We start from the raw sequence: 24402 nt of genomic DNA on the forward strand, positions 1-24402 counted from the left end.
CGCTTCCGGCATCATGGCGCGGACGCAGTCCCAGCCGCTCCAGCCGTCGCGGGTGTCGAAGCCGAGGATCTGGCCGCGCCGTGCCGACAGGATCGCGTTGATCTTGGCGGTGGCGTCGGTCGGGCAGACGATCTCGACCACGTGGATCGGCTCCAGCAGCACCGACTGGCATAGCGGCAGGCCTTCGTTGAGCCCGACCCGCGCCGCCGTGCGGAAGGCGAGGTCGGAGGAATCAACGCTGTGATAGGAGCCGTCGGTCAGCGTCACCTGCAAATCGGTGACCGGGAAACCGAGCGGGCCGCGTGCGAGCCCGTCGACGACGCCCTCTTCCACCGCGCCGATGTAGTTGCGCGGCACCGCACCGCCGACCACCTTCTCGGCGAACCTGAAGCCCTCGCCGCGCGGCAGCGGCCTGATGTCGAGCACGACATCGCCGAACTGGCCGTGGCCGCCGGACTGTTTCTTGTGGCGGCCTCGCTGGACGATCGGCTTGCGGATGGTTTCCTGATAGCCGATCGCGGGTGGATGCGAGGCGACCTTGACGCCGAAACGGTCGCGCAGCCGCTCGCTCGCGACGCGCAGATGCATCTCGCCCTGCCCCCACAGCACGGTGTCGTGAGTCTGCGCGTTCATCACGAAGACGAGCGAGGGATCCTCCTCGTGCAGCCGCATCAGCGCCTGGCCGAGCTTGACGTCGTCCTTGCGGTCGGTGGCCGCAACCGAGATCGCGAGCACCGGCGGAGTGGGTTCGCTGGCGGCGAGCGCTGCCGGCTGGGTCTTGCCGTTCGAAACCGTGTCGCCGGTCTTGATCGGGTCGAGCTTGGCGAGTGCCACCGTGTCGCCGGCTTCCGCCACAGCGCGCTTGGTGTCGTAGGCGCCGGTGACGGCGAGGATGCCGGAGATGCGGCTGGCCCCGCCGGAGGAGGATTGCAGCGTGGCACCGTCGTCGAGATGGCCGGCGAGCAGCCGCGTCAGCGACAGCTTGCCGCCGTGCTGCGAATGCAACGTCTTGAAGACGAAGCCGAGTGCGTCCCTGGTCTCGGGCACGCCAAGGCGTCTTGCAGTCTCCGCGACACCAGGCGCCTCGTGGCGCAGCGCTTTCATCAAGCGCAGCACGCCGTTTTCGCGTGCGGCGGCGCCCAGCAGCACGGGGCAGATCAGCCCCTCGCGCAACTCGCGGGCGAGATCGTCGAATACGGCATCGCGCGGCGGCTGGATGTCCTCGAGCAGCTGCTCCATCAGCGCGTCGTCGTGATCGGCGAGTTTCTCCAGCATCGAGAAGCGGGCCTCCTTCTCGCGATCGAGATCGCCGCCTTCGAGCGTGACCACTTCGGAGGCCTTGTGCTCGCGGTAGATGAACGCGCGCTCCAGCGCGAGATCGACGAAGCCCTCGATCAGCTCGTCCTTCCAGATCGGGATCTGGCGCAGCACCAGCGGCACGCGCGAGGCGGGCTGGAGCATCTCGAGCGTCTCGCGGATGCGCTTGTTGGCGCGGTCGATCTTGTTGAGGAACAGGAAACGCGGGATCTTCAGCTCCTCCAGCTCGCGCAGGATGATCTGAAGCTGCGGCAGCTTCTTCTCGTCGGCTTCGCAGACCACGATGGCGGCGTCGACCGCAGGCAGCGCCGCGCGCATGTCGTGGGCAAACTCGACGGAACCGGGACAATCGAGGAAGGTGTAGCTGTCGCCCATGAAACTCGTGGTGGCGGCAGTCAGCCCGACGGTCATCTTGTGATGACGGGCCTCGGGCGTGGCGTCGCCGACGGAAGTTCCGGCATCGACGCTGCCGGCGCGGGGGATTGCGCCCGTTCGCGCCAGTATTGCTTCGAGAAGTGTGGTTTTACCGCTTTGGAAAGGGCCCACCAGCGCGATGCACCGTGGACCTCGGGGACTTCTGACGTCTTGTCCCATTTCGCCGCCTCCTTGGTGTGGAGCTCGGCCCATGATTGGGTCGGCAAACGCCGATGCTCTGCCCGTCCCCGAGATTTGGCAAGCATCAAACGTCGCTGCGGTGCGTCGTCGCTGGGGTCGCGCCAGTCGCGCGCGATCCCCGCGCGAAACCGTTAACGGCCCGGACGAAGTTCCAGGCTCTCGAGCCCGGCGGCGACGTTGAGGCCGACCTGGCCCTGCACGCTGAGCGGCTGCAGCGCGATCGAATTGTTGGAGCCGCCGACCAGCACGTTGCCACCGAGGCCGACGCCGACAGACGCACTGCCCTGCGCACCGGCGTAGTTGCCGGCGAGGTCGCCGGGTCCGAGCCGGTTCACCGGCGCGAACACACCCCACGCGAGTGCGGTTTCCTGCGTGATGCCGAGGTCGAGGCCGACTTTACGGATCGTGGCGACGTAACGGTCGTCCGGCAGACCATCGACGCGCAGGACGCAGCCGAGATTGGTCACCGAGCCCACGATGAAGCCGACGCTGGCGCCGCCGCGGCATTCGAGCACGCCAACCTGCACCAGCCGCGACTGCGCGCTGGCGCCTGCGACCGAAGCAACAAGGCTCGCAGCAGCGAGCCCGGCGAGAAGGAGTGAGCGGCGCATGAATGATCTCCGGCGATGAATGTGATGCGAGCAGAGAGGGCACCCCACCCGTGACGCGCGATGGTCTATGCCACAACATTCCTTGCGGTGCCAGATTGCGTGGAGGAATAAAAAAGGCCCGCGCGAAGCGGGCCTTTTCGTTTCAGTTCGTTTCGGAACGCGCTCAGCGCAGATTGCCGCAGAAGCGCTGGATGCGCTTGCAGGCGTCTTCGAGGTCCGAGGTCTTGGTGGCGTAGGAGATGCGGAACGCCGGGCCAAGGCCGAAGGCCGAACCCTGCACGACGGCAACGCCTTCGGTCTCGAGCAGCTCGGTCACGAACGTCTCGTCATTGTCGATCACCTTGCCGGACGGCGCGGTCTTGCCGATCGTGCCCGCGCAGGACGGGTAGACGTAGAAGGCGCCCTCGGGGCGCGGGCACTCGATGCCCTTGGCCTGGTTGAGCATGGAGACGACGAGGTCGCGTCGCTCCTTGAACACCTTGTTGTTGGCGGGGATGAAGTCCTGCGGACCGTTCAGCGCCTCGACCGCGGCCCATTGCGCGATCGACGACGGGTTCGACGTCGACTGTGACTGGATCGTCGACATCGCCTTGATGAGCTGCGCGGGACCACCGGCATAGCCGATGCGCCAGCCGGTCATGCAATAGGCCTTCGACACGCCGTTCACGGTGAGGGTGCGGTCGTAGAGTTTCGGCTCGACCTGCGCGACCGTGGTGAACTGGAAGTCGTCATAGACGAGGTGCTCGTACATGTCGTCGGTCATCACCCAGACATGCGGATGCTTGACCAGCACGTCGGTGAGCGCCTTCAGCTCGGACCTGGTGTAGGCAGCGCCCGTCGGGTTCGACGGCGAGCACAGGATCACCCATTTGGTCTTCGGCGTGATCGCGCGATCGAGCGCCTCGGCCTGGAGCTTGAAGCCGGCCGCGGCGGTGCAGACCACCGGCACCGGCTCGCCGCCGGCGAGCGCCACCATCTCGGGATAGCTGACCCAGTACGGTGCGGGGATGATCACCTCGTCGCCCGGATTGATGGTCGCCATCAGCGCGTTGTAAAGCACCTGCTTGCCGCCGGTGCCGACGATGATCTGGTTCGGCTTGTAGACGACGCCGTTCTCGCGCTGAAACTTGCCGATGATGGCTTCCTTCAACTCGGGAATGCCGTCGACCGCGGTGTACTTGGTCTTGCCGGCTTCGATGGCGTGGATCGCGGCCAGCTTGATGTTGGCGGGCGTGTCGAAGTCGGGCTCACCGGCGCCGAGGCCGATGACGTTGCGGCCCGCCGCTTTCAGCGCACGTGCTTTATCCGTGACCGCGATGGTCGCGGACGGCTTCACACGGTCGAGCGCAGCGGCAAGGAAGGGCATCGTCATCTCCTGACAAGCGTCGTGAACCCTTTGGCTTCACGACTCCGATTGTGGGAATGAGACACCCTAAAACGAGTGCCGTTGCACCGCAAGAAACTTCGCTCCGATCTCGCAAAAGTTTACGGGTCGGGAGCGCTTCTAGCCACGATTTGCAGCAATTTTCCGCAACTTTGCCGGGCAAATCCCATATATCCGACAAGGCTTGTCCTCGGAGCAATTTTGCTGCCACGTGTCGCCGTGAAAACCAGCGCGTCGTCATGCCCGGGCTTGTCCCTCCTGCGCTGCCGAAGCCGCTTCGGCGAGGCGAAGGCCTGGGCATCCACGTTCTTTGCGTCAGAGGGAGTTCATGGAAGCTTCACTGCCCGAACGCGATTGCCCTGGCTCGCACACAACAGATCGATGTCGTCTGGTCCGCGCGTTGACGCAAGCGTGAACTGAATTGCATGGTCGTACGGAAATGATCTTCCGCCGCGTTGCAATGCGGTAGGGATTTTGAGTTTTTCTATTGGCCGGCCCTTGCAGCGGATTCGCATCGGCATCATTGTTTAGCCGCGTTGCGGGGCAACAAGCGCCGCGCCTTCCCGTCTTCCGGAATCATCCTCAGAATGTACAAGCTCTATTCGATGCAACGCTCCGGCAACAGCTACAAGGTCCGCCTTGCGCTGGCGCTGCTGAACTTGCCCTATCAAGCGGTCGAGGTGGACATTCTACGCGGCGAGAGCCGCACCCCGGACTTCCTGGCCAAGAACCCGTCCGGTCAGGTGCCGCTGCTCGAGGTCGGCGACGATCGCTATCTCGCCGAGTCCAACGCCATCCTCTGGTATGTCGCCGTCGGCACGCCGCTCGCGCCGGAGAACCGCATCGATCGCGCCGACGCGCTGCAATGGATGTTCTTCGAGCAGCACGCGCTCGAGCCGAATATCGGCGCGGCCTATTTCTGGCTGTCGCTGGTGAGGGGCGGCCGCGATCTGCAGACCCACTCCCTGGAAGACTGGATGGAGCGCGGCTATGGCGCGCTCCAGGTGATGGAGAATCACCTCAAGACCAACGCCTATTTCGCCGCGCGCCAACTCACGGTCGCCGACATCGCGCTGTACGGCTACACCCACCTCGCCGACCGCTGCGACTTCGACCTCTCGACCTTCCCGGCGATCCGGGACTGGCTGAAGCGCGTGGAAGCGGCCCCCGGCTTCGTCGCAATGGACTGGCGGCCGGCCGACATCGAGGATCCCGCCAGCATCGCGGCGGGTGCCTGAGGGCGATCGCGCTCTGGCGAATAGCGGGCATAAGGGTCACCATTGCCGCAATCTCGCCATTTTCGCTCGATTGGCCGCCGCAATATTGCCGGTTGAAACAGGGAAATTGTTCGACGTGGCGGGTGATTCGCTCGCGCGTTGAAGGATTTAGACCATGATTCGGGCGTCCGGCACGGCAGGCTTTCAGGGCCCACCCGCTACGGTATCGTCTTCCCGGCTTGCCAACGCGGTCGCAGCCTCGCTTGCCGTCGCCGCGCTCTCGCTGTGCCTGATCGTCACCCTGACGGTGCTGTCGACCAAGGCGGCCATGGCGATGGGCCTGCCGGTCTGATTCCCGCTTCATCCTGGACCCGCTTTCAAGGCGCCGCGGGACTCGCGCCAACAGGCATCGCGACAGGACGTCGATGAAATCACCCGTGGTAGTCGTTGCCATCACCCTGACTGCGGCCATCCTGGTCGCGGTTTCGCTGTTGATATTCGTCGGCACGCGCAAGGGCCCGGGGACGTCCACGCTGAATGCGCCCGCGCTGCTACAACGTGTCCAGCACGCGCATTTGGTCTAAAATCATCCGAAAGCTTTGCGCTTGAGCGCAAGTTCCCCTTAAGCGCGCCGCGCGAAACCGCATCGCATTGGCGCAACGATCAGTCAGTGTTGCCGCCTTACCTCGTTCGGGAGGAGCGAGACTGGCCCATGCGGTTCGGATGGCGTGCGATCTCCGGTCCGGCGCTGACGGCAGCGACTGTGCTGCTGGCGATGCTGTTCGATCTTTTTGTCCCCACTCCCTCGCCCGCGCCGCTGTTCGTCTGCATCGTCGCGCTTGCCGGCGCACTGTCGGGTTTCGCCTCCGCCATGACCAGCGCCGCCATCGCGGTGATCGGCGCGACGCTGGTCTTCCTCAACCACCGCGCCGGTCCCTTCCATGCGACGGCGGATCTGGTTCAGCTCGGCCTCCTGGCAGCGACGGCCGCGGGCACCGCAGGCATCACCGGCCTGATGCGCGAGCGGCTGCTCGGCACGTTTGCCGCCGAGCGCCGGAGCCACGCCACCGCCGCGCGGCTGTCGGCCGCGCTCGACCGGGTCGATATCGGCATCGTGCTGCTCGATGCCGAGACGCGCGCCGAATTCATCAACCGCGCCTTCCGCGATTATTTTGCGGTGCCGGACGACATCGCCGACGGCAAGCCGCCGTTCATCGCATTGATGTATCACGGCCGTGACACCGGCGCGTTCGAATTGCCCGAGGACGAGCTCGGCACCTTCATCGCGCAGCGCATGGAGATGGTGCGGATCGGCGATACAACACCGATCAACATTGCCTTGCGCAATGGCGAGGTGCTGCGCTTCGTCTGCGCCGTGCTTCCCGATGGCGGGCGCATGCTGAGCTACACGCCCGTGACCGACCTCGTCCGCCACACCGATGCGCCGTCCCGCGCCGACTACTACCGCTCGCTGCGCGACCCCGCCGGCCGCAAGCTGATCCGCTATCTGCGCGTCGCGGAGTGATGCGACTGGGCGATTGATCGGCAGTGCGATCATCACGTATGAAGGACACCTCTCCATCGTGCGGCCCCAAGATCGCGGAAATTTCACATGCCCCTCACCATTCGCTCCGCCACCAGGCAGGATTACGATCAATGGCTGCCGCTGTGGGACGGCTACAACGCCTTCTACGGCCGCTCCGGCCCGACCGCGCTCGCAGGCGAGATCACGCGCGTGACGTGGCAGCGCTTCTTCGACGCCTATGAGCCGGTGCATGCGCTGGTCGCCGAGAGCGACGGCCGCTTGCTCGGGCTGACGCACTATCTCTTTCATCGCAGCACCACCGCCATCGAGCCGTCCTGCTATTTGCAGGATCTGTTCACGAGCGAGGCCGCGCGAGGCAAAGGCGTCGGCTCGGCGCTGATCCATGGCGTCTACGAGCGCGCGAAGCTCGCGGGATCGCCGCGGGTTTATTGGCAGACGCACGAGACCAATGTCACGGCGCAGAGCCTGTATGACAAGGTCGCGGAGCGCTCCGGCTTCATCGTCTATCGCAAGATCTTCTGATCCCGCCGCGGCCGCCTGTGGATAACTTTTCCTGTCACCGGCGCGTAACACACCGGGGTTAAGTTGCACCTGCGTCTGATCAGGCCCCCCGTCACCGATCAAGCGCTCCAAAGCGGTCCCCGTCAGTCGCCGCGTCTGACAGGGGCCGCATTTTTTTGCGCCAGGCTCATCGCCAGCATGGCAGCAGCGCGGCCGGCGCCTTGCTGGCGCGGCGCACCGCGGTCACAATGGGTCGCTGCCTTCTCCTGACAGGACCTCCCATGGAAATTCGTAATCTCGGCGCCTCCGGCCTGCGCGTGTCTGCAGTCGGGCTCGGCTGCAACAATTTCGGCCAGCGCATCGACCTCGAAGCCTCGCGCAAGGTGATCCACCGCGCGCTCGATCTCGGCATCACGCTGTTCGACACCGCCGACATCTATTCGAACATGGGCGGGTCGGAGAATGTGCTCGGCGCCGTGCTGGGCGATCGCCGCAAGGACATCGTGCTGGCGACGAAATACTCCAAGCCGATGGCGGAGGACGGAACCAGGCAGGGCGCCTCGCGCCGCTACATCATGGACGCCGTGGACGCGAGCCTGAAGCGGCTGAAGACCGATTACATCGATCTCTACCAACAGCACGATTATGACCCGCTGACGCCGATCGAGGAGAGCTTGCGCGCCCTCGACGATCTCGTACGCCAGGGCAAGGTGCGCTACATCGGCAATTCCAACTTTCCGGCCTGGCGGGTCGCCGAGGCGGAGTACGTCGCGCGCGCGATGAATGTCAGCCGCTTCGTCTCCTGCCAGGACGAATATTCTCTCGTCGTGCGCGACATCGAGAAGGATCTGTTGCCGGCAGCAACGGAATACAAGCTCGGCCTGTTGCCGTTCTTCCCGCTCGCAAGCGGACTTCTGACCGGCAAATACAAGAAGGGCGCGGCCGCGCCCGGCGACACCCGCTTCGGCCAAACTCCGCGGCTGCGTGACCGCTACGTCACGCCGCGCAACGAGGACATCGTCGAGAAGCTCCAGGCCTTCGCGAAGGCGCGCGGGCACAGCATGCTCGAGCTCGCCTTTTCCTGGCTCGCCGCGCGCCCGCAGGTGTCGAGCGTGATCGCCGGCGCCACCCGCGTCGAGCAGGTCGAGGAGAATGTGAAGGCCATCGCGTGGAGGCTCGGCGCGGACGATCTCGCCGAGATCGACAAGATCACGCTGGGCTGATCTTCACGGCGCGGCGCTTACTTCGCGCCGCGTCCGACCGTCTGCATCACCTCAAAACCTTCGAACTGGGGATGGCCGAGATACAGCGGCTTGTTGTCGCCGGCGCGCTGATGCGCGGCACGAAACGCTTCTGACTGGGTCCATGCCTCGAACGCCGCATGGTTCGCCCAGATCGTGTGCGAGGCATACAGCGTGTGGTCCTCGAGCTCGGGCCCGCGCAGCAGATGAAACTCGACGAAGCCCGGCACCTTGTCCAGATGGGTGTCGCGGGTGAGCCAAACCTGCTCGAAGGCGGCCTCGGAGCCTTTGGTCACGCGGAAGCGGTTCATGGCGATGTACATGCGAATGGTCTCCTGATGTAAGGCTGATCATGTCGTCATTCCGGTGCGCGCCGCAAGGCGCGGGCCCGGAATGACAGTTTAGACCACCAGTCCCTTCATCGGACGTGCGCTTGCGCTGTCCGGGAACACCGTTTCCGCCAGCGCGCGATCGGACAGGCCGAACTGTCCCTGCAGCACGCCCTTGATCACGGAGCGCAGATCGGTGGTGGGCTTGAGGTCGCGGCCTTCGTAGAGATTGGCGAGCTTGAGGCCCGGCCAGTCGGAGATGACGCGGCCGCCCTTCACCGCACCGCCGGCGAGCAGTGCGATCGTTCCCGTGCCGTGATCGGTGCCGTCGGTGCCGTTGATGCGCGCGGTGCGGCCGAATTCGGTCGCGACCACGACGACGGTGTTACGCCAGCGATCTCCAAGACCGCTTTCGAATTCGGCGAGCGCGCCGTCGAGCCCGCCGAGCAGGAAGGCAAGACGCCCGACCGGACCGCCTTCATTGGCGTGCGTGTCCCAGCCGTCGAAGGCGAGCGCGGCGATGCGTGGGCCGTCATCGGCGGCCATCAGTTTTGCCGCGCCGCGGGCGACCTGGCGCATCTGCGCGACCTGGTTGCCGGGCTTCGGCTTCATGTCGTCGCCGCTCGCGACCTTCTCGAGCTGAAGGCCCTGCGACAGCGCCGATGCCAGCGCGGGGTCGCGGTGACGGTAGAGATCGACCAGACGCATCGCGGTGTCGTCGTCGGCCTGCGGCAGCGCCACCGGCGCCCAGCCGACGGTCGGCGCATTGCCGCGCAGCACCAGCGGCGTGGTGGGACCCACCGCGAGTCCGCTCGACACACGCTCGCCGCGCGGCAGCGCTTCCAGCGCACGATTGAGCCAGCCGGATTGCACGCGACCCGGACCAGCGTAGCCGCTTTCGAGCACGTCCTGGCCATCGAAATGCGAGCGATCGCGATAGGGCGTCGCGACAGCATGGATCACCGCGGCATGCATGTCGCGATACATCCGCGCGAATTCGGGCATCGCCGGATGCAGCGCGAAGAAACTATCGAGCAGGATTGCAGGATGCGCGCCGTCCGCGGTGAGCGCGATCGATCCGTGCAGGCCGGCATAGTCGGGGTCGCCGACCGGCGCGACGGTCGAAAGGCCGTCGAGCGCGCCGCGCAGGATCACCACGATCAACCGGGGATCGCGGCCGTCGGCCGCGCGCGCGAATTTCGGCAAATAGGCCCAGGCCGCGAAGGACGCGCCGCCGAGCAGGAGGCCGCGGCGCGAGGTGAGGAGCCGGTTTTCAACGCAGTCGATCATCGTCATCTCCGCTGCATTTCAGGCGACATCAACAGCAGCGCCAGCGCCTGCTGGCGCGACTCCGCACGCTCGATGGTTTTGCGCGTTTCGATGGACGCCGCATCCGCCGCGGCGAATTCCAGGAGGTCGAGCGGGTCGATGTTGGGCCCGAGCCGCGCGCCCATTTGGGCGGCGATGTCGAGCCGAAGCTTCATGCCTTCGGGCGCGGCCCAGGCGGCGCTGGTATCGGCGAAACCGTTCGGGCCGGCCGGCGACCACAGCGGCTGTCCCAGCAGATTGAGGTTGTTGAGATAGAAGCCGGGATCCTCCGGCACGCGCGCGAGCAGCCGGCCGCTCGCGACCACGAAGTCGTAAGGCGAGCGCATCTTGGTGAGTGGCGCCTTCCACGCCTCGTCGGAATCGACGAGCGCCGTCGCAAGCGCCTTGAGATCGCCATCGGTCTTGACGAAAACATCGCGCAATCGCGCCACCAACGCCGGCGGCGGATCGTCGGCGACGAAATGGCGGACGAATTTGGTGGCGATGAAATTCGCTGTCGAGGGATGGCGCGCGATGTCGGCGAGTGCGGCTTCGCCCTGCGCCAGCCCCGTCGGCTCGTAGCTCTTGCCGAGCAGCATTTGCGGTCCGGGCTGGTGCGCATTGACGTTGAACACGAAAGAACCGGGCGCCCCCAACTGCCCCTGCCTTCCGGCAAAGGTCCAGCCGGTGATGATGCGCGCGAGCGAGGTGACGTCTTCCTGCGTGTAGCCGCCGCCGACGCCGAGCGTATGCAGCTCCATGATCTCGCGCGCGAGATTCTCGTTCAACCCGCGCTTGCGGTTCTGGCCCGCGCGCGAGTCCGGCCCGAGCGATTGCTGGTTGTCGAGGAAGAACAGCATCGCCGGGTGCTGCTCGACGGCCCGGAGCATGTCGGCGAAGCGCCCGAGCACATGCGGCCTGATCGCCTCGCGCTCGAAGGCGCCGGCCCATATCCGCGCCAATTCGCCCTTGCTCGCGGAGATGCAGAAATGGTTGGACCAGAACACCACCAGACGCTCGGTGAAGCCGCACTCGACCAGCGTCGCGCGCTGCAACCGCGCCAGCGCCTCGGCGCGAAAGGTTTTCTGGATGACGTTGAGCGGCTGCGGGGCGGGCTTTGCGGCAGCCGGTGTCGCCGCGTTGGGCTGCATGGCGTCTGGCTTCGCCATATTGTCGGCCGGCTTGTTATCGGAGGGCTTGTTATCGGACGGCTTTTTATCGAACGGCTTGGCCTCGGCCATCTGGCCGGCGATCTCGGTCGCGACCGTGTTCAGCGACAGATTGCGGCGCAGTCCGGGCTTCTGTTCGGCTTGTGGCGGTGGCGTTTCAGTCGGCGTGCCGGCTTTGGCCGCGGCCTCGCGCGCCTGTTTGATCTGGTCCTGATAGGCAAACACGGCCTGGCCGAGCTGCGGCGTGGATTGCAGGCCGGGCGCCTCCAGCAGCACGCCGTTGGGACGCGCGAGTTCCGCCTTCACGAAACCGCGCGGGTCGGACGCCGCATTGATGAGATCGCCGGACGTCCCGCCGCGGGCCCCGAAGCCGAAACGATTGAGCGCGACGAGGGCGGCTTGCGAATCGCGGGCCATCGATTTGTCCTTCGCGCGTTGCCAACCGCTTTCCTGATACGTGCGCGAGGCATAATATACCGCAGCGGGAGATGAACCCGACATGAAAATGACGGCGAAGCTTTTGCGTAAATCATGACAAATCCGCAAGAATCTCCACTGCAAGAACCTCCCCTGCAGGAATCTCCATTGCGGGAACCGCGCCGCATGGCTTGCTCCGGCTGCGGCGCCGAGTTCGGCTGCGACCTCTCGGGCACCTGCTGGTGCGCGGAGGAAACGGCGCGGCTGCCGATGCCGGTCAAGGGCGAGGATTGCCTGTGCCGGGCGTGCTTGCGCAAGGCGGCGGGGGACGCGAAGTAGTGCGCGTGAGGCGCGGCACGCAACCACATCTCCGATGTCGTCCCGGCGAAGGCCAAGACCCATAACCCCAAGAGGAATTTTGGAAGACTCGTAGTTTGATACTGCAACCAACCGCAATCCAGGGATCACGCGGTATGGGTCCCGGCCTTCGCCGGGACGACGCTGGGGGATGTTACGCCGCGTTTAAACCGCAAATCCCGGCGATCTCCGCGCCATGCCGTCGAACGCATCCAGCAGCTTTTCGCGCCAGGCGTAGACCGGGTCGTCCGCCTCGAGCAGCCTAAAGGGGCTCGTCACGCGCGCCCACTGAAAACCCCCGAACACGATGTAATCGGCATAGTTCGGCGCGCTGCCGCCGATGAAGGGCTGCTTCTTCAGGGTCTGCCGCATCACCTCGAGCGATTTGCGGAACGCGACCACGCCGGTGTCGCGGCTCGCCATCACCTCTTCGAGCGTCTTGCCGCCGAAACGCGCCTCGCGCGACTGCCGGAAATAGGCGGCGTCGACTTCCGCCAGATTCTTCGGGATGTCGGCGATGATCAGCGGGAAGATGCCGCCGACGATGGCGATGTCGCCCCAGGCGTTGAGCATGCGCGCCATGGCGCGGCCGCCCTCGCCGCCGAACAGCGACGGGCTGTCAGGGAACCTGTCTTCGAGATAGTTGGCGATGGTCCAGGAATCGACCACCGGCTCGTCGTGATGCAACAGCACCGGAACCTTCTCCGAGCCGTGCGGCGCGATTACGCTCTTCTCGGTGAAGCGCCAGGGCAACGATTCCGCCGCCAGCCCCTTGTGCGCCAGCGCCATCCGCGTGCGCCAGCAATACGGGCTGAACGGGCGCGCGGCGTCGGTGCCGACGAGTTCGAAGAGTTTGAGTGACATGCAACGCGCCTCCATTCGCTCCGTCATTGCGAGGAGCCCTTGCGACGACACAATCCAGTCTGCCGCCGCGGAGGCATTCTGGATTGCTTCCCTCGCGCTCGCAATGACGATGTGGCGAGAGCTAACGCCCGTTCGTGCGCAGCAGCCTCTCGCCGTCCTCCGTCACCGCGATGACCAGCCCCATGCCGGGCAGCGTCTCGCGGGCGACGTAGCCGTGGTCGGCGGCGTCTTCCCAGATGGTGAGGCGCGGGCACGAGGTCTTCCAGGTCGCGATCACCTCGGCATAGGCGCGCGGCTCGCGCGCGACCCATTCGACGAAATCCAGCACCAGCGGGTCGGCAGTCTCGCTCATTGCAAACCTCCCTTGGTAAAGGCTGCCAGCACCGGTGCGCGCACGAAGAGCCAGCCGCCATAGGCGATGTAGTAGCAGGCAATGGTGGTGATCAGCTTGTTCGACCAGGCCACGAATTGCTGGTCGGTCATGGCTTCGAGGATGCGCCGCGCCAGCGTGGTGCCGAGCATCGAGGCTGCGATCGCAACGCCGGCGAGCACCGGATCGAGGCTCGCCGCTTGATCGATGATTCCGCCGAAATAGATCAGTTTTGTGAAATGGCTGACGAGCTGGCACATCGCCTTGGTCGCGACCTTCTCGCGCCGGCCGAAATCGCCGCCGAGGAAGAAGGTGTCGAGCAGCGGGCCGGACACGCCAGTCATCAGCATCAAGCCCATGCAGATCGTGCCATAGACCGTGCCCTGCCAGAGACGGTCGGGATCGGGCTTGATATTCGCGGGCATGAGCCGCGCCATGAACGGGGTGATGCCGAGCAGCAGCAGCGCCATCGGCTTGTCCGGCACGTAGCGGGTGAGCGACCAGGCCGCGAGCGCGATGGCAGCCCCGACCATATAGTTCGCGACCGGCCGCCAACGGATATGCGCGCGCCACAGGAAGGCGCGCCAACCATTGGACGCCATCTGCGTGATCGCATGCAGCACCATCGCGGTCGGCAGCGGCATCAAGGCCAGCAGCACGCCAATCAGGATCAGCCCGCCCGCCATGCCGAACAGCCCCGACAGGAATGCGGTGCCGACCATCAGCAATCCGAGGGCAGCGATCATGATTGGTGTCACGAGGGGATTCTCCGGTCGGCAAGTCAGGACGAGGCTGTTTCCCTCCCTCGCCACGCTCTTGCGGGGAGAGGGTGGGGTGAGGGGCTGCTTCGGCGATGGAGAACGTGCCCCGCTTGCCCCCCGCGCGCAAACTGAGTTATCTTGGCCTGGCATCAGCTTTCCTGAGGGTCGGTGATTTGCGGCGGCTGCTGTTTCTCAACGGCATCAAGGCATTCGAAGCGGCGGCGCGGGCCGGCAGCTTTGCCGCGGCCGGCCTCGAGCTGAGCGTGTCGGCGGCCGCAGTCAGTCGCATGGTGCACATCCTGGAAGAACGGCTTGGCGTCGCGCTGTTCGAGCGCAAGGCCAACAAGCTTCTCCTCACGCAGGCCGGCCGCGCCTATCAGAGCGGGCTGACCCCGATCTTCGATGCGCTGGCGAGCCTCACCGCGCAGGTGACGGCGCCCTCGAGCGTCCGCGTCCTCACCATCGGCGTCGGCCACACCTTTGCGATGCGCTGGCTGATCCCGCGGCTGTCGGAGTTTCGCAGCGAAGAGCCCGACATCGAGGTGCGCTTCACCACCGGCGGCGCGTCGGTGCCGTTCGGCGAGGACTGGAGCTGCGGCATCAAGCTCGGCACCGGCGACTGGCCGGGGCTGGTCGCCGAACCCTTGTTCGCCGGCGACCTCACGCCGGTCTGCGTGCCTCGTCTCGCTTCCTCGCTGAAGCGCCCGGCCGATCTCAAAGGCCCCAGCCTGATCCGCGTCGAACATTCGCCCGAGGACTGGCCGATCTGGCTGAAGGCCGCTGCCCTCCCCCGGATCAACGCGCGCGGGCCGGAGTTCCAGTTCTACGGCCAGGCGCTTCAGGCTGCCGCCGACGGGCTCGGCATCGCCATGGGCATCCGGCCCTATATTGACGACGATCTCGCCGCCGGCCGGCTGGTTGCGCCATTCGATCTCTCGGTGCCCAAGGGCATGCGCTGGTACCTGCTCTATCGCAGCTTCCAGACCGAGCAGCGCGACTTCGCCGCGTTCCGCCGCTGGATCATGCGCGCGGCCTCCGGGCCCGCCGCCCGGCCGGCGAAGCGGATCGGCCGCGGCTCGCCACGGAACTGACACCCTGTCCGGTTCCCCGGCAAAAAAGCCGACCTCTTGTGAACGGCTTCACATATACGAATCCGCAGATGTGGTCCCCTAACCGTCCGACAAGACACTTTGGGGACTGCAATGACGACCATCTACGACGGCTTTGACATCGAATCCTTCGAAGCTGGCAAGGGGCTGTGGCACGCCCGTATCCGGCGTGCCGATTTCAGCCCGGTTGCCATCGACGGCGTGCTGTTTCCGGCCATGGAAGTCGGTTTCGCCTGGCCCGATCCCGACGCCGCGATTGCCGATGCCAAGCACCACATCGACCGCTTCCGCCGGCGCGCCGACGACAGCGACGACGAATAAGCGAGCGGGACTGCAAGCAAACCAAGGGACGGCGCAGGGTAAAAAGGGGAAACCGGTCATGTCAGTCATCGAATTCGAAGACGCGCCGCGGCAGAGGATTTACGCCCGCAATGTGTTGTCCTACTGCCCGGAATGCGACGGCGATCTCACGGTGCTCCGCGTGATCGGCGGACGCGCCGGATGCGAGTATTGGACCATGCGCTGCACCGATTGCGGCGGCATCCATCTCGACATCCTCGAGCCGCGTCCGGCGGTCGGGGGCGACGAGGGCCCGCTGCCCGCGGCGTAAGACGCAATGCGTTGATAGCGTCAGCGGCTCAGAAACTCTGCTGGTGCGCCGGGTATGTCGACGAGGTCTATTTCGAGCTGCGTTTCGTCTTGCTCGATGAGTACTCCGACTGTGAATGCACCATAGGTCCAGAACCGCAAGACGGCCTCGCCGTTCTTCACCGGCTCCCTGAGGGTGGACTTGGGGAAGGTATCGTGTAGATGGAACACCACGTGGCCGGAAAGCGATTTTTGTTGCCCGCGCTCAGCGGACACGACGAGTTCGATCCTGACCCATTCCGTGTCCGTGCCGATTATTTTTGCTGAGACGGTCCAACCGCACCGCGTTTTTTTTCCGCCCCATTGTCCCTTTTGCGGATCGCTTGGATTAATCGGCGGACGGGGAACCCTAGGTTTTGCATCGCTCTCGATGACGCTCGTCGACTGCTCTACGATGCTTGACGAGGTTGCAGCCGCCGGAGGCGCTGTCGTCCGATATCCCTGGATGGCCACCAGGCGATGCGACAACCCGTCCAGATCAGCCATCATCGCGGCGTGATGGATGCCGCTGGCATCGAGTTTCCGCCTGAAATCGGCTTTGCATTTTTTATCGATGGCGAACTGCCGAAGTGCGTCGTTTCTGTAAAGTTCATCCGGTCGCGAATGCACGGTGAATAATCCGCGTTGCGAGACCAGCCGAAGGGTCACGTATCCCGGATAGAAGAAAGCGATTTCTTTCTCCTCGAACGGGGGCTTCTTGGAATCGGCAACCTCGTTCGGGCGAGGCAGGATGTAAAGGCTGGCATCCTTGTCCTCAGCGCTCCACACTGCAAAAAACAGGGCAACAAACGGGGACTCTGACCAGTCGAGCAACCGGGTGGGTACGCCGTGATGCTGCGCCAAGGCGAGCCAATCCCATTCGGTCTCCGGGCGCACCGGCAGATATGGCAACGCCTCGCGCCTGAATTGCTCGAACCAATTCTTTTCCCGCTTCGGGCAATATCCATACTTGGTGCCGTCAGCATTATCCCTTTGACGGCCAACGGACGGGACAAGCCCATAATTCACAGAAGCGACACCACGGAACAAAAAATCGCCCGTCAGATACGGCTCAATAGTGGTCTGAAATTCGAGCCAACTCCCGATGCGAGAGAGGTTCGACGGCCCTTTGGCGTCATCGCCAGTCGCGTCGTCCATCGACGGCTCCAAATCTACTATTCGAAATCGAGTAAATAAGTCGGGTCTACAGAATATGCGGCGGATCATGGCTCACGGTGGTAATACAATCAAGAGATGCTCCGTATCGCCGTATCCCGGGTTGCGATTGAGGTTCCTGGCCTGGAGTTAGCTGCCTCGCCGCAATGACGCGCGCCCGAACTCTCTGCTGCCAACCTGCTGTCAGCAGGCTGCATAGCGACCGGGATTCGCCCTTTATTGCGAGCCGGACTCGCCCCATATTCGGGGCATGGCGAAGAAACCGGCTCCCCCAAAATCCCCCAAGACCAAGGCCCCGAACTCGAAGGCGCACCGCCCTGACGTGCAGCCGATCGGGCCGGCGCTGGCCGAGCTGCTCAACCCGGCGATCAATCGCGGCGATGCCGGGCTTGGATCGGGAACCGGGCTGCAGCAGCCGCCGGACAATTCGCGCGACCGCCGCTCCGGCGGCGAGGCCGCCGCGCATCGGGCACGGGCGTCGACGCCAAAGGAGTTTCCACAGGATACGGCCAGGACCAGGCCGATGCCGCTGCGGCCCAATCCGCAGCCGCCCCGCGACGCGGGTTTCGACGAGGCGCCCCAGGCCAATTACGGGACCGCGGCCACGATCCCGACGCTCGATCCGGAACTGGCCCGTCAGCTCGGTCTCCCGACTGAAGAGGACGATGCCGAGGCCCTCGCGCGTCCACCGCGCAGCAAGATGGAGGCGCTCGGCGTCAAGGCGACCGCGGACGCGCTGGAATCGCTGATCCGCGAGGGCCGTCCGGAGTTCCGCAAGGACGACGGCTCGACACAGGTGTGGGCGCCGCACCGGCCGCCCCGCCCGGAAAAGTCCGAAGGCGGCGTGCGCTTCGAGCTCAAGTCCCACTATGAGCCGCGGGGCGATCAGCCGACCGCGATCGCCGAGCTGGTCGAAGGCATCAAGCGCAACGACCGCACCCAGGTGCTGCTCGGCGTCACCGGCTCGGGCAAGACCTACACCATGGCGCAGGTGATCGAGAAGACGCAGCGGCCCGCCATCATCCTGGCGCCGAACAAGACCCTCGCCGCCCAGCTCTATGGCGAGTTCAAGAGTTTCTTTCCCGACAACGCGGTCGAATATTTCGTCAGCTATTACGACTACTACCAGCCCGAAGCCTACGTTCCTCGCACCGACACCTATATCGAGAAGGATTCGTCGATCAACGAGCAGATCGACCGCATGCGCCACTCGGCGACGCGCGCGCTGCTCGAGCGCGACGACGTCATCATCGTCGCGTCGGTGTCCTGCATCTACGGTATCGGCTCGGTCGAGACCTACACCGCGATGACGTTTGCGCTGAAGAAGGGGGAGCGCATCGACCAGCGCCAGCTCATCGCCGATCTCGTCGCGCTGCAATACAAGCGGACGCAGGCCGATTTCACCCGCGGCACGTTTCGCGTGCGCGGCGACGTCATCGACATCTTTCCGGCGCACTATGAAGACCGCGCCTGGCGCGTGAATTTGTTCGGCGACACCGTCGAGAACATCGAGGAGTTCGATCCGCTCACCGGCCACAAGCAGGACGAGCTCGAATTCATCAAGATCTACGCCAACTCACACTACGTGACGCCGCGCCCGACCTTGGTGCAGGCCATCAAGTCGATCAAATCCGAATTGAAGATGCGGCTCGACCAGCTCCACGACCAGGGCCGCCTGCTGGAGGCGCAGCGGCTGGAGCAGCGCACCACCTTCGACCTCGAGATGATGGAGGCGACCGGAAGCTGCGCCGGCATCGAGAATTATTCGCGCTATCTGACCGGGCGCCTGCCCGGCGAGCCGCCGCCGACGCTGTTCGAATACGTCCCCGACAACGCGCTGGTGTTCGCCGACGAAAGCCACGTCACGGTACCGCAGATCGGCGGTATGTTCCGCGGCGACTTCCGCCGCAAGGCGACACTGGCCGAATACGGTTTTCGTCTGCCGTCGTGCATGGACAACCGTCCGCTGCGGTTCGAGGAATGGGACATGATGCGGCCGCAGACCGTCGCGGTGTCGGCGACGCCGAGCGGCTGGGAGCTGAACGAGAGCGGCGGCGTGTTCGTCGAGCAGGTGATCCGCCCGACCGGCTTGATCGATCCGCCCGTCAACATCCGCCCCGCCCGCACCCAGGTCGACGATCTCGTCGGCGAGGTCCGCGCCACCGCACAGGCCGGCTATCGCTCGCTGATCACAGTGCTGACGAAACGCATGGCGGAGGACCTCACCGAATATCTGCACGAGCAGGGCATTCGCGTCCGCTACATGCACTCCGACATCGACACCATCGAGCGCATCGAGATCATCCGCGATTTGCGCCTCGGCGCCTTCGACGCGCTGGTCGGCATCAACCTGTTGCGCGAAGGCCTCGACATTCCCGAATGCGCGCTGGTCGCGATTCTGGACGCCGACAAGGAAGGCTTCTTGCGCAGCGAAACGTCGCTGGTCCAGACCATCGGCCGCGCCGCGCGCAACGTCGACGGCAAGGTGATCCTCTATGCCGACCAGATGACGGGCTCGATGGAGCGCGCCATCGCGGAAACCAACCGGCGCCGCGAAAAGCAGGTCGAGTACAACACCGCCCACGGCATCACGCCGGAGAGCGTGAAGAAGTCGATCGGCGACATTCTCAACTCGGTCTACGAGCGCGACCACGTGCTGGTCGAAATCGGCGGCCACGACATGACCGACGACGTCATCTCGATCGGCCACAATTTCGAAGCCGTGCTCGGCGATCTGGAAACACGGATGCGCGAGGCGGCCGCCGATCTGAACTTCGAGGAAGCCGCCCGCCTCCGCGACGAGGTCAAGCGCCTGCGCGCCACCGAGCTCGCGGTCGTCGACGACCCCACCGTCAAGCAGCGCACGGTGCAGGGCAAGGCCGGCGCCTATGCGGGCGCCAAGAAATACGGCGACGCCGCAAACCTGCCGGTCAGCGCGATGAAGAAGAAGACGGTGAGCTCCGCGCTGAAAGCCAGCGGCGGTAGCGGCAGCGGCTCGAAGGTACACAAGCCGCATCTCGACGAGATGCACGGCCCGGAATCGCTGCCCTATCGCGAGAACCGCGCCCTGCCGGCAAAACCGTTCGGCGGCGAGAGCCGGATCATCCAGCCGACGGACTCAAAGCAGTCGGGGCCGGAGTTCGGGCCGGCGCCGCGGTCGAGCGGCGGCGCGCCGGGGCATAGAGGTGGGTGGAAGAAGCGGTAGGGGCGTAGAGCCGCCGGCACCGCCGGTGGTTATCGATTCCGGGCTCGCCGTTGGCCGCGCCGAGAATGACGAGAAACGCCCACTCACCCCACGCCCATCGCCAGAAGTGACAGCAGCAGCACCGACGCCACCAGTTGCACCGACGTCCTGGGCCTGGCGCGCCAGCCGGCGATCTTGTCGGAGAAGGACAGGCTGGCGTCGAAGAACAGCGGCTCGTAGCCGTTTTTCGCGAATCTCGGAAATCTCCTGCCGGCCCAAATCGCAAGCAAGCTGTAGAAGATCGTCGCCATCGTCACGGTGAGGACGGGGTTGGCTCCGCTGTGGTCGCCCAGGAGCTTCAGCATCAGCGAGGTGGCGGCGAAGATCGGAAATCCTTGCAGGATCGCCGTGAGGGCAAAGCCTTCGAGCCAGTTGAGGGAGCCGGATTTTGACGCGGTGATGGAGGTCATGACGTTGGTCCCGTGATTGATCGCGTTCAGGAGATATCGAGATTGTGCGTGCGCCCCAGGCGCGACAGAGAGCGACTGCCTCACCCCACGCTCGCCGTCACCACGGCCATCACCGACAGCAGCAGCACGATGGTCATAAGTTGCAGCGAGGCGACCGGCTGGGTGCGCCATGCCGTGATCTTGTCGGCGAGCGACAAATGGGCTTCGAAGAATTTTGGCTCGTAGACGGTCTTGAAGAAGGCCGGAAAGCTCGGGCCCAGGGTCACCGCAAGCATTGCGTGGGCGAGCGAGGCGATGGCGACGAAGATGGCGACGCCGGGGTCGCCGACGAGGTCGTGGTTGCCGACGAGCTTGAGCAGGAAAGCGGCGACGGCGAAGGTCGGGAAGCTCTGCAGCGTGGCGGTCAGCGCGAGGCCTTCGATCGCGTTGTGCAGGTGGGACTTTCTCCCGGTGGCGATGGCGGCCATGACACGTCTCCCTGATGACATGGGAACGACGATAGTCCCGGTGTCAGAGGGGGGATGTGAGATGGGTCACGCGGTGCGGCGGCCTTCGCGCCCGGCAGCGGGCGCGGCGTGCGGCTTCAGAGCTGACGGAAGAATACGAGGTAGATGGCGAGTCCGATCGTCGAGAAGGACAGCAACACGCCGAGCCAATTGTATTTGACGCCCCGCGCGCGAAAGACGCTTCTGATGAAAGCAACGAGGAAGCCCACGAACAGGATCGCGAGGACGACGCCCCACAAGAACTTCCCGACGTCCATCGTCCCCTCGCCCGGCTCAACCCCCGCGTTAGCGAGTGTAACTTACGATCGGGGCATGCCGGACAGAAGACCGCGCGCGAAGCTTTCCGGGCCTCTAAAGCTTGCCCTGCCCGTTCACTTGGCTCTGCTGTTGCCGCTGCCTCTCCTGTTCCTGCTGCTCCTTGGCCTGGTGCCGGCCGTAGAGGCAGCCGGCGGCGGCCCCGAGGACGCCGTGATGGCCGGCATAGTGGCCGGCGACGCCGCCGACGACGGCGCCCTTGATGCAGCCCTTGGCGTTGGCGGCGGAGGTCGCTCCCAGCATGAGGAGCGCGGCGGCGATGGCGAGAAGCGGGGATTTCATGGGTCGATGTCTCCGGATGCGGTGTCGGCGTCTCAACGAGCTTGGATGGGTCCGGGTTCCCTTTTGCACACGCTCAACCCGCAACTGTACCCTATGAACCCGGCATTGGCCCGGCGCGTCTCAAGCTGCAGTCACCCTGTGTTTTTTCGGATTGCTAGTCCCGCGAACCGCAGGATAGCGTTTGCGATCCACGGCCAATGAGGGCGGGAGCAGCATGACGGTTGAATCGCTGAACAGGCAACGCGTGCTGCATCTGCTCGACGCCTTCGCGCGCGGCGACATCGAGGCCGCGCTGGCGTGCTGCACCGACGACGTCGACTTTCTCACCCACGCGCCGATCGACGTGCTGCCGCATTTGGGTCCGCGCCACGGCAAGCAAGAGCTGCGCGAGCTGTGGCGCACGGTGCAGACGCGCTATTCCGAGACCCGCCACGAGGTGCCGCAGCTCGTCGCCGAGGGCAACACCGTCGCGGCCTATCTGCGCGTGTTCTTCAGGAAGCGCAGCAACGACCGCGTCGTGCAGTTCGACATGGCCGTGTTCTACACGTTCCGCGGCGGGCAGGTGGCGCAGATCCGCGAGATCATCGATTCCTACGATCTGGTGCAGCAGGTGCTGGAGCGCGAGATCGGGCCGCTGATTGCGGGCGTGCGGGTGGATGAGGGGTAGCTCCCACGGCCCGGCGGGAACCCGCGCCGCGAGAACCGGGAAACTACGGGGTTCTATTGTAAATCTCACACGCCGCGATCAATTGTGCATTGCGAAAACGTGAAGTGCGTTTTGGCCGAAATGGCGTATTTTGTTCGTATACAAATGAGTTGAGCGGCCCCGGGGGCGCCTTTGCGGCGCATGGGGTTGTTTTCCGTTTTTTTTGCAAGCCAGCTTCAGGACGCCCCAAAATGACAGAGCACAGCCTCTGGCGTTTCTCGCGTGCTTTGCACCGCGCGATCAACGACCGGCATTTCGAGGACATCGAGGCCCTGATCGACGAGGACGTCGAGTGGGCCCTGTACGGCCCGATCGACATGTTTCCGTTCCTCGGCGCGCGCCAGGGCAAGGACGCCGTGCTCGACGTCATCCGCCAGCTCGCCGACAATTTCCAGGTCCGCCGCTTCGACCGCGAGAGCATCATGCTGGGCGTCGATTCCGCCGCCTCGATGCTGCGCTATTCGCTAACCGCGCTCGATTCCAACAAGCCGATCAGCTTGCGGGTCGCCCAGTTCGCCCAGTTCAAAGCGGGCAAGCTCACCAGCATGCGCGTGCTGATCGACACCTTCGACCTGGTCGAGCAGGCACTCGGCCGCGCCATTCATCTGCCGAAGATGACCGGCGTCGGCTGAGGGGGACACCAACGGGCCCCGTTTTTCGGGACCGACGACTTGATGCTCTCCGCGACGCGCCCTGGCCTCCAGCCCCGCCGGATGCCGCCGTGGAGAAGCTCGTCATCGGGCGCGCACTTTTCGCGCGGCCCGTTGGTTGATTATTCGGCGGCATGGCCGGCGCCACAATTTTGCAACGATAGTTCCGCATCCTGGCCGCGAACTGGGCTGACGGGCAGGACGATGGAATTTTCGACGGGTTTTGGCTGGGCCAGGCTGCCGGTGCTGGCGGCTGCGTTCATTTTCGGCTCGGTGCTGACGGTTTCGGCGCAGATCATTCCGCCCTTCTCCCCAGCCGCAACCGCGCCTGACGAGGACGCCGAGGAGGCGGCCGAGGCTCCCGACGTCAACGATCCCGACGTGCTCAAGGGCATCGACGTCGACAAGCTCGACTGGGCCCAGCTCGCGATCGACGCCGGCACGCTCAACGACATCATCGCCGCCAAGAAGCGCGCCCAGGCCGCGGCCAAGGACGGGCTGAACTGGTCGACGAACACCAATGCCAATGGCTCCTCGGCGGTGACGGTGAAGCAGTCGGTATCCTCGTTCTGGGACGCCCGCGTCGGCGCCGACATGACGGTGACGAGCGAGCCGCGGACGATGTCCGAGCTGCTGGCCCAAAAGGCCACCAATGGCGGCAACGTGCCGCAATCCTCCGGCAGCGCCTGGGCGGCCGCGACCGCGCCGGGCGCGGGCCGGATCTGGGACAAGACCGCGGTCGAAGCCCGCGTCGATCCCGGCTCTGAACAGAGCAAGCTCGGGGCGTCGCTGATCAAATCGGTGCCGCTGTCGAACGACACGTCGCTGACGCTCCAGCACGGCTACAGCGTCAACCAGCAGGGTACCACGGCGCTCCCCGGCATCGGCGGCCACATCACGCGCAATTACGAGACCGATCAGTCGGCCAAGGTCACCCTCACCGACACCGGCACCAGCATCACCGCGGGCCAGACGCTGTCGACCACCGACGACAAATGGCTGCGCAAGGTCGGCGCCGAGCAGAAGCTGTTCGACAACGTCACCGTCTCGGGCTCGGTCGGCGAGACCTCGCAGGGGGCGATCAACAAGAGCCTGACGGCCGGCTTCAAGAAGAGCTGGTAGCCAAGCGTCCCAATTTCTCTCCTCATCCTGAGGAGCGCTCCAGAGGAGCGCGTCTCGAAGGATCGAGGTCCCCGCTGCGAGAGCCGGGCCTTGCATGGTTCGAGACGCGCGCGAAGGGGCGCGCTCCTCACCATGAGGGGATAGGTTCTTCTCCGCGGGGCCGCGTTCAGACTCTCGTAACCATACGCCACGGCAAAACCGCCGAATGGTCCGCCCTTGCCGCACCTCTGCCAAGTTGCGGTCAAAAT

28 protein-coding genes are annotated in these 24402 nt (G+C 65.1%); 14 read left to right on the top strand and 14 right to left on the bottom strand.

Going from position 1 to position 24402, the window contains the following annotated elements; translation table 11 throughout:
* The 3 genes from IVB31_RS08425 to IVB31_RS08435 form a co-directional block, all read right to left on the bottom strand.
* Positions 1–1911: elongation factor G (locus tag IVB31_RS08425; RefSeq protein WP_247320706.1), on the bottom strand; the 1911-nt coding region annotated here is incomplete at its 3' end.
* A 152-nt stretch (positions 1912–2063) separates the two neighbouring features.
* A complete protein-coding gene (locus tag IVB31_RS08430; protein WP_247320708.1) occupies positions 2064–2543 on the bottom strand; it encodes a DUF992 domain-containing protein in 480 nt (159 codons plus the stop codon).
* Between the two features lie 163 nt (positions 2544–2706).
* Positions 2707–3909, bottom strand: a complete 1203-nt coding sequence (locus IVB31_RS08435; RefSeq protein ID WP_247320710.1) for a pyridoxal phosphate-dependent aminotransferase — start codon at positions 3907–3909, stop codon at positions 2707–2709.
* A gap of 605 nt (positions 3910–4514) precedes the next feature.
* Between IVB31_RS08435 and IVB31_RS08440 the strand changes: the two genes are divergently transcribed.
* From IVB31_RS08440 to IVB31_RS08465, 6 genes are all read left to right on the top strand, one after another.
* The gene (locus IVB31_RS08440; RefSeq protein ID WP_247320712.1) at positions 4515–5165 is read left to right on the top strand and encodes a glutathione S-transferase family protein; all 651 of its coding nucleotides are present in this window, start codon (positions 4515–4517) and stop codon (positions 5163–5165) included.
* Between the two features lie 154 nt (positions 5166–5319).
* The gene (locus IVB31_RS08445; RefSeq protein WP_247320714.1) at positions 5320–5496 is read left to right on the top strand and encodes a hypothetical protein; all 177 of its coding nucleotides are present in this window, start codon (positions 5320–5322) and stop codon (positions 5494–5496) included.
* Positions 5497–5581: 85 nt separating this feature from the next.
* Positions 5582–5728: a hypothetical protein gene (locus IVB31_RS08450; RefSeq protein ID WP_247320901.1), complete on the top strand. Its 147-nt coding sequence runs from the start codon at positions 5582–5584 to the stop codon at positions 5726–5728.
* 128 nt (positions 5729–5856) lie between these two features.
* A complete protein-coding gene (locus tag IVB31_RS08455; protein WP_247320716.1) occupies positions 5857–6669 on the top strand; it encodes a PAS-domain containing protein in 813 nt (270 codons plus the stop codon).
* Between the two features lie 87 nt (positions 6670–6756).
* Positions 6757–7212: a GNAT family N-acetyltransferase gene (locus IVB31_RS08460; protein WP_247320718.1), complete on the top strand. Its 456-nt coding sequence runs from the start codon at positions 6757–6759 to the stop codon at positions 7210–7212.
* 260 nt (positions 7213–7472) lie between these two features.
* Positions 7473–8414, top strand: coding sequence for an aldo/keto reductase (locus IVB31_RS08465; RefSeq protein WP_247320720.1), 942 nt, complete (start codon positions 7473–7475; stop codon positions 8412–8414).
* A 17-nt stretch (positions 8415–8431) separates the two neighbouring features.
* Here the strand turns inward: IVB31_RS08465 and IVB31_RS08470 are convergent, their stop codons facing one another.
* From IVB31_RS08470 to IVB31_RS08480, 3 genes are all read right to left on the bottom strand, one after another.
* The gene (locus IVB31_RS08470) at positions 8432–8755 is read right to left on the bottom strand and encodes an antibiotic biosynthesis monooxygenase (RefSeq protein WP_247320722.1); all 324 of its coding nucleotides are present in this window, start codon (positions 8753–8755) and stop codon (positions 8432–8434) included.
* Positions 8756–8833: 78 nt separating this feature from the next.
* Positions 8834–10057, bottom strand: a complete 1224-nt coding sequence (locus IVB31_RS08475; RefSeq protein WP_247320724.1) for a DUF1501 domain-containing protein — start codon at positions 10055–10057, stop codon at positions 8834–8836.
* Positions 10054–11655 (bottom strand): DUF1800 family protein, encoded by a 1602-nt coding sequence (locus tag IVB31_RS08480; RefSeq protein WP_247320726.1) that lies wholly within the window; start codon positions 11653–11655, stop codon positions 10054–10056. The genes IVB31_RS08475 and IVB31_RS08480 overlap by 4 nt, the downstream gene beginning before the upstream one ends.
* A gap of 114 nt (positions 11656–11769) precedes the next feature.
* Between IVB31_RS08480 and IVB31_RS08485 the strand changes: the two genes are divergently transcribed.
* Positions 11770–11994, top strand: a complete 225-nt coding sequence (locus IVB31_RS08485) for a cysteine-rich CWC family protein (protein WP_247320729.1) — start codon at positions 11770–11772, stop codon at positions 11992–11994.
* 183 nt (positions 11995–12177) lie between these two features.
* Here IVB31_RS08485 and IVB31_RS08490 read toward each other — a convergent pair whose 3' ends face one another.
* From IVB31_RS08490 to IVB31_RS08500, 3 genes are all read right to left on the bottom strand, one after another.
* Complete coding sequence (locus IVB31_RS08490) at positions 12178–12876, bottom strand: glutathione S-transferase family protein (RefSeq protein ID WP_247320731.1); 699 nt, start codon at positions 12874–12876, stop codon at positions 12178–12180.
* 121 nt (positions 12877–12997) lie between these two features.
* Positions 12998–13228 carry a hypothetical protein gene (locus tag IVB31_RS08495; RefSeq protein ID WP_247320733.1) on the bottom strand — a complete coding sequence of 77 codons (231 nt, stop codon included), beginning with the start codon at positions 13226–13228 and terminating at the stop codon, positions 12998–13000.
* Positions 13225–14004 carry a sulfite exporter TauE/SafE family protein gene (locus IVB31_RS08500; protein WP_247320735.1) on the bottom strand — a complete coding sequence of 260 codons (780 nt, stop codon included), beginning with the start codon at positions 14002–14004 and terminating at the stop codon, positions 13225–13227. Before IVB31_RS08500 ends, IVB31_RS08495 begins: the two co-directional genes overlap by 4 nt.
* Before the next feature lie 176 nt (positions 14005–14180).
* Here IVB31_RS08500 and IVB31_RS08505 point away from each other — a divergent pair, with 176 nt between their 5' ends.
* The 3 genes from IVB31_RS08505 to IVB31_RS08515 all read left to right on the top strand — a co-directional run bounded on the left by IVB31_RS08505 (position 14181) and on the right by IVB31_RS08515 (position 15726).
* Entirely contained in the window at positions 14181–15098 is a 918-nt protein-coding gene (locus IVB31_RS08505; protein ID WP_247320898.1) for a LysR substrate-binding domain-containing protein, read from the top strand.
* 111 nt (positions 15099–15209) lie between these two features.
* Positions 15210–15437 carry a hypothetical protein gene (locus tag IVB31_RS08510; RefSeq protein ID WP_247320737.1) on the top strand — a complete coding sequence of 76 codons (228 nt, stop codon included), beginning with the start codon at positions 15210–15212 and terminating at the stop codon, positions 15435–15437.
* Positions 15438–15495: 58 nt separating this feature from the next.
* Positions 15496–15726 carry a hypothetical protein gene (locus IVB31_RS08515; RefSeq protein ID WP_247320739.1) on the top strand — a complete coding sequence of 77 codons (231 nt, stop codon included), beginning with the start codon at positions 15496–15498 and terminating at the stop codon, positions 15724–15726.
* A 20-nt stretch (positions 15727–15746) separates the two neighbouring features.
* Here the strand turns inward: IVB31_RS08515 and IVB31_RS08520 are convergent, their stop codons facing one another.
* Positions 15747–16901 (bottom strand): FRG domain-containing protein, encoded by a 1155-nt coding sequence (locus tag IVB31_RS08520; protein ID WP_247320741.1) that lies wholly within the window; start codon positions 16899–16901, stop codon positions 15747–15749.
* Between the two features lie 268 nt (positions 16902–17169).
* Here IVB31_RS08520 and uvrB point away from each other — a divergent pair, with 268 nt between their 5' ends.
* Positions 17170–20124 carry an excinuclease ABC subunit UvrB gene (gene uvrB / locus IVB31_RS08525; protein ID WP_247320742.1) on the top strand — a complete coding sequence of 985 codons (2955 nt, stop codon included), beginning with the start codon at positions 17170–17172 and terminating at the stop codon, positions 20122–20124.
* Positions 20125–20207: 83 nt separating this feature from the next.
* On the opposite strand, the gene IVB31_RS08530 is transcribed toward uvrB, so the two are convergent.
* From IVB31_RS08530 to IVB31_RS08545, 4 genes are all read right to left on the bottom strand, one after another.
* A complete protein-coding gene (locus tag IVB31_RS08530; protein ID WP_247320743.1) occupies positions 20208–20573 on the bottom strand; it encodes a hypothetical protein in 366 nt (121 codons plus the stop codon).
* Positions 20574–20653: 80 nt separating this feature from the next.
* Complete coding sequence (locus IVB31_RS08535; protein WP_247320744.1) at positions 20654–21040, bottom strand: hypothetical protein; 387 nt, start codon at positions 21038–21040, stop codon at positions 20654–20656.
* A 116-nt stretch (positions 21041–21156) separates the two neighbouring features.
* Positions 21157–21336 carry a hypothetical protein gene (locus IVB31_RS08540; RefSeq protein ID WP_247320745.1) on the bottom strand — a complete coding sequence of 60 codons (180 nt, stop codon included), beginning with the start codon at positions 21334–21336 and terminating at the stop codon, positions 21157–21159.
* 94 nt (positions 21337–21430) lie between these two features.
* Positions 21431–21676 (bottom strand): hypothetical protein, encoded by a 246-nt coding sequence (locus IVB31_RS08545; protein WP_247320746.1) that lies wholly within the window; start codon positions 21674–21676, stop codon positions 21431–21433.
* Positions 21677–21890: 214 nt separating this feature from the next.
* On the opposite strand from IVB31_RS08545, the gene IVB31_RS08550 reads away from it, so the two are divergent.
* The 3 genes from IVB31_RS08550 to IVB31_RS08560 all read left to right on the top strand — a co-directional run bounded on the left by IVB31_RS08550 (position 21891) and on the right by IVB31_RS08560 (position 24154).
* Entirely contained in the window at positions 21891–22343 is a 453-nt protein-coding gene (locus IVB31_RS08550) for a nuclear transport factor 2 family protein (RefSeq protein WP_247320747.1), read from the top strand.
* Positions 22344–22573: 230 nt separating this feature from the next.
* Positions 22574–23014, top strand: coding sequence for a nuclear transport factor 2 family protein (locus IVB31_RS08555; RefSeq protein WP_247320748.1), 441 nt, complete (start codon positions 22574–22576; stop codon positions 23012–23014).
* A 222-nt stretch (positions 23015–23236) separates the two neighbouring features.
* A complete protein-coding gene (locus IVB31_RS08560; protein ID WP_247320749.1) occupies positions 23237–24154 on the top strand; it encodes a hypothetical protein in 918 nt (305 codons plus the stop codon).
* Positions 24155–24402 lie beyond the last annotated feature (248 nt).

The organism is Bradyrhizobium sp. 21 (assembly GCF_023073335.1).
GTDB lineage: Bacteria > Pseudomonadota > Alphaproteobacteria > Rhizobiales > Xanthobacteraceae > Bradyrhizobium.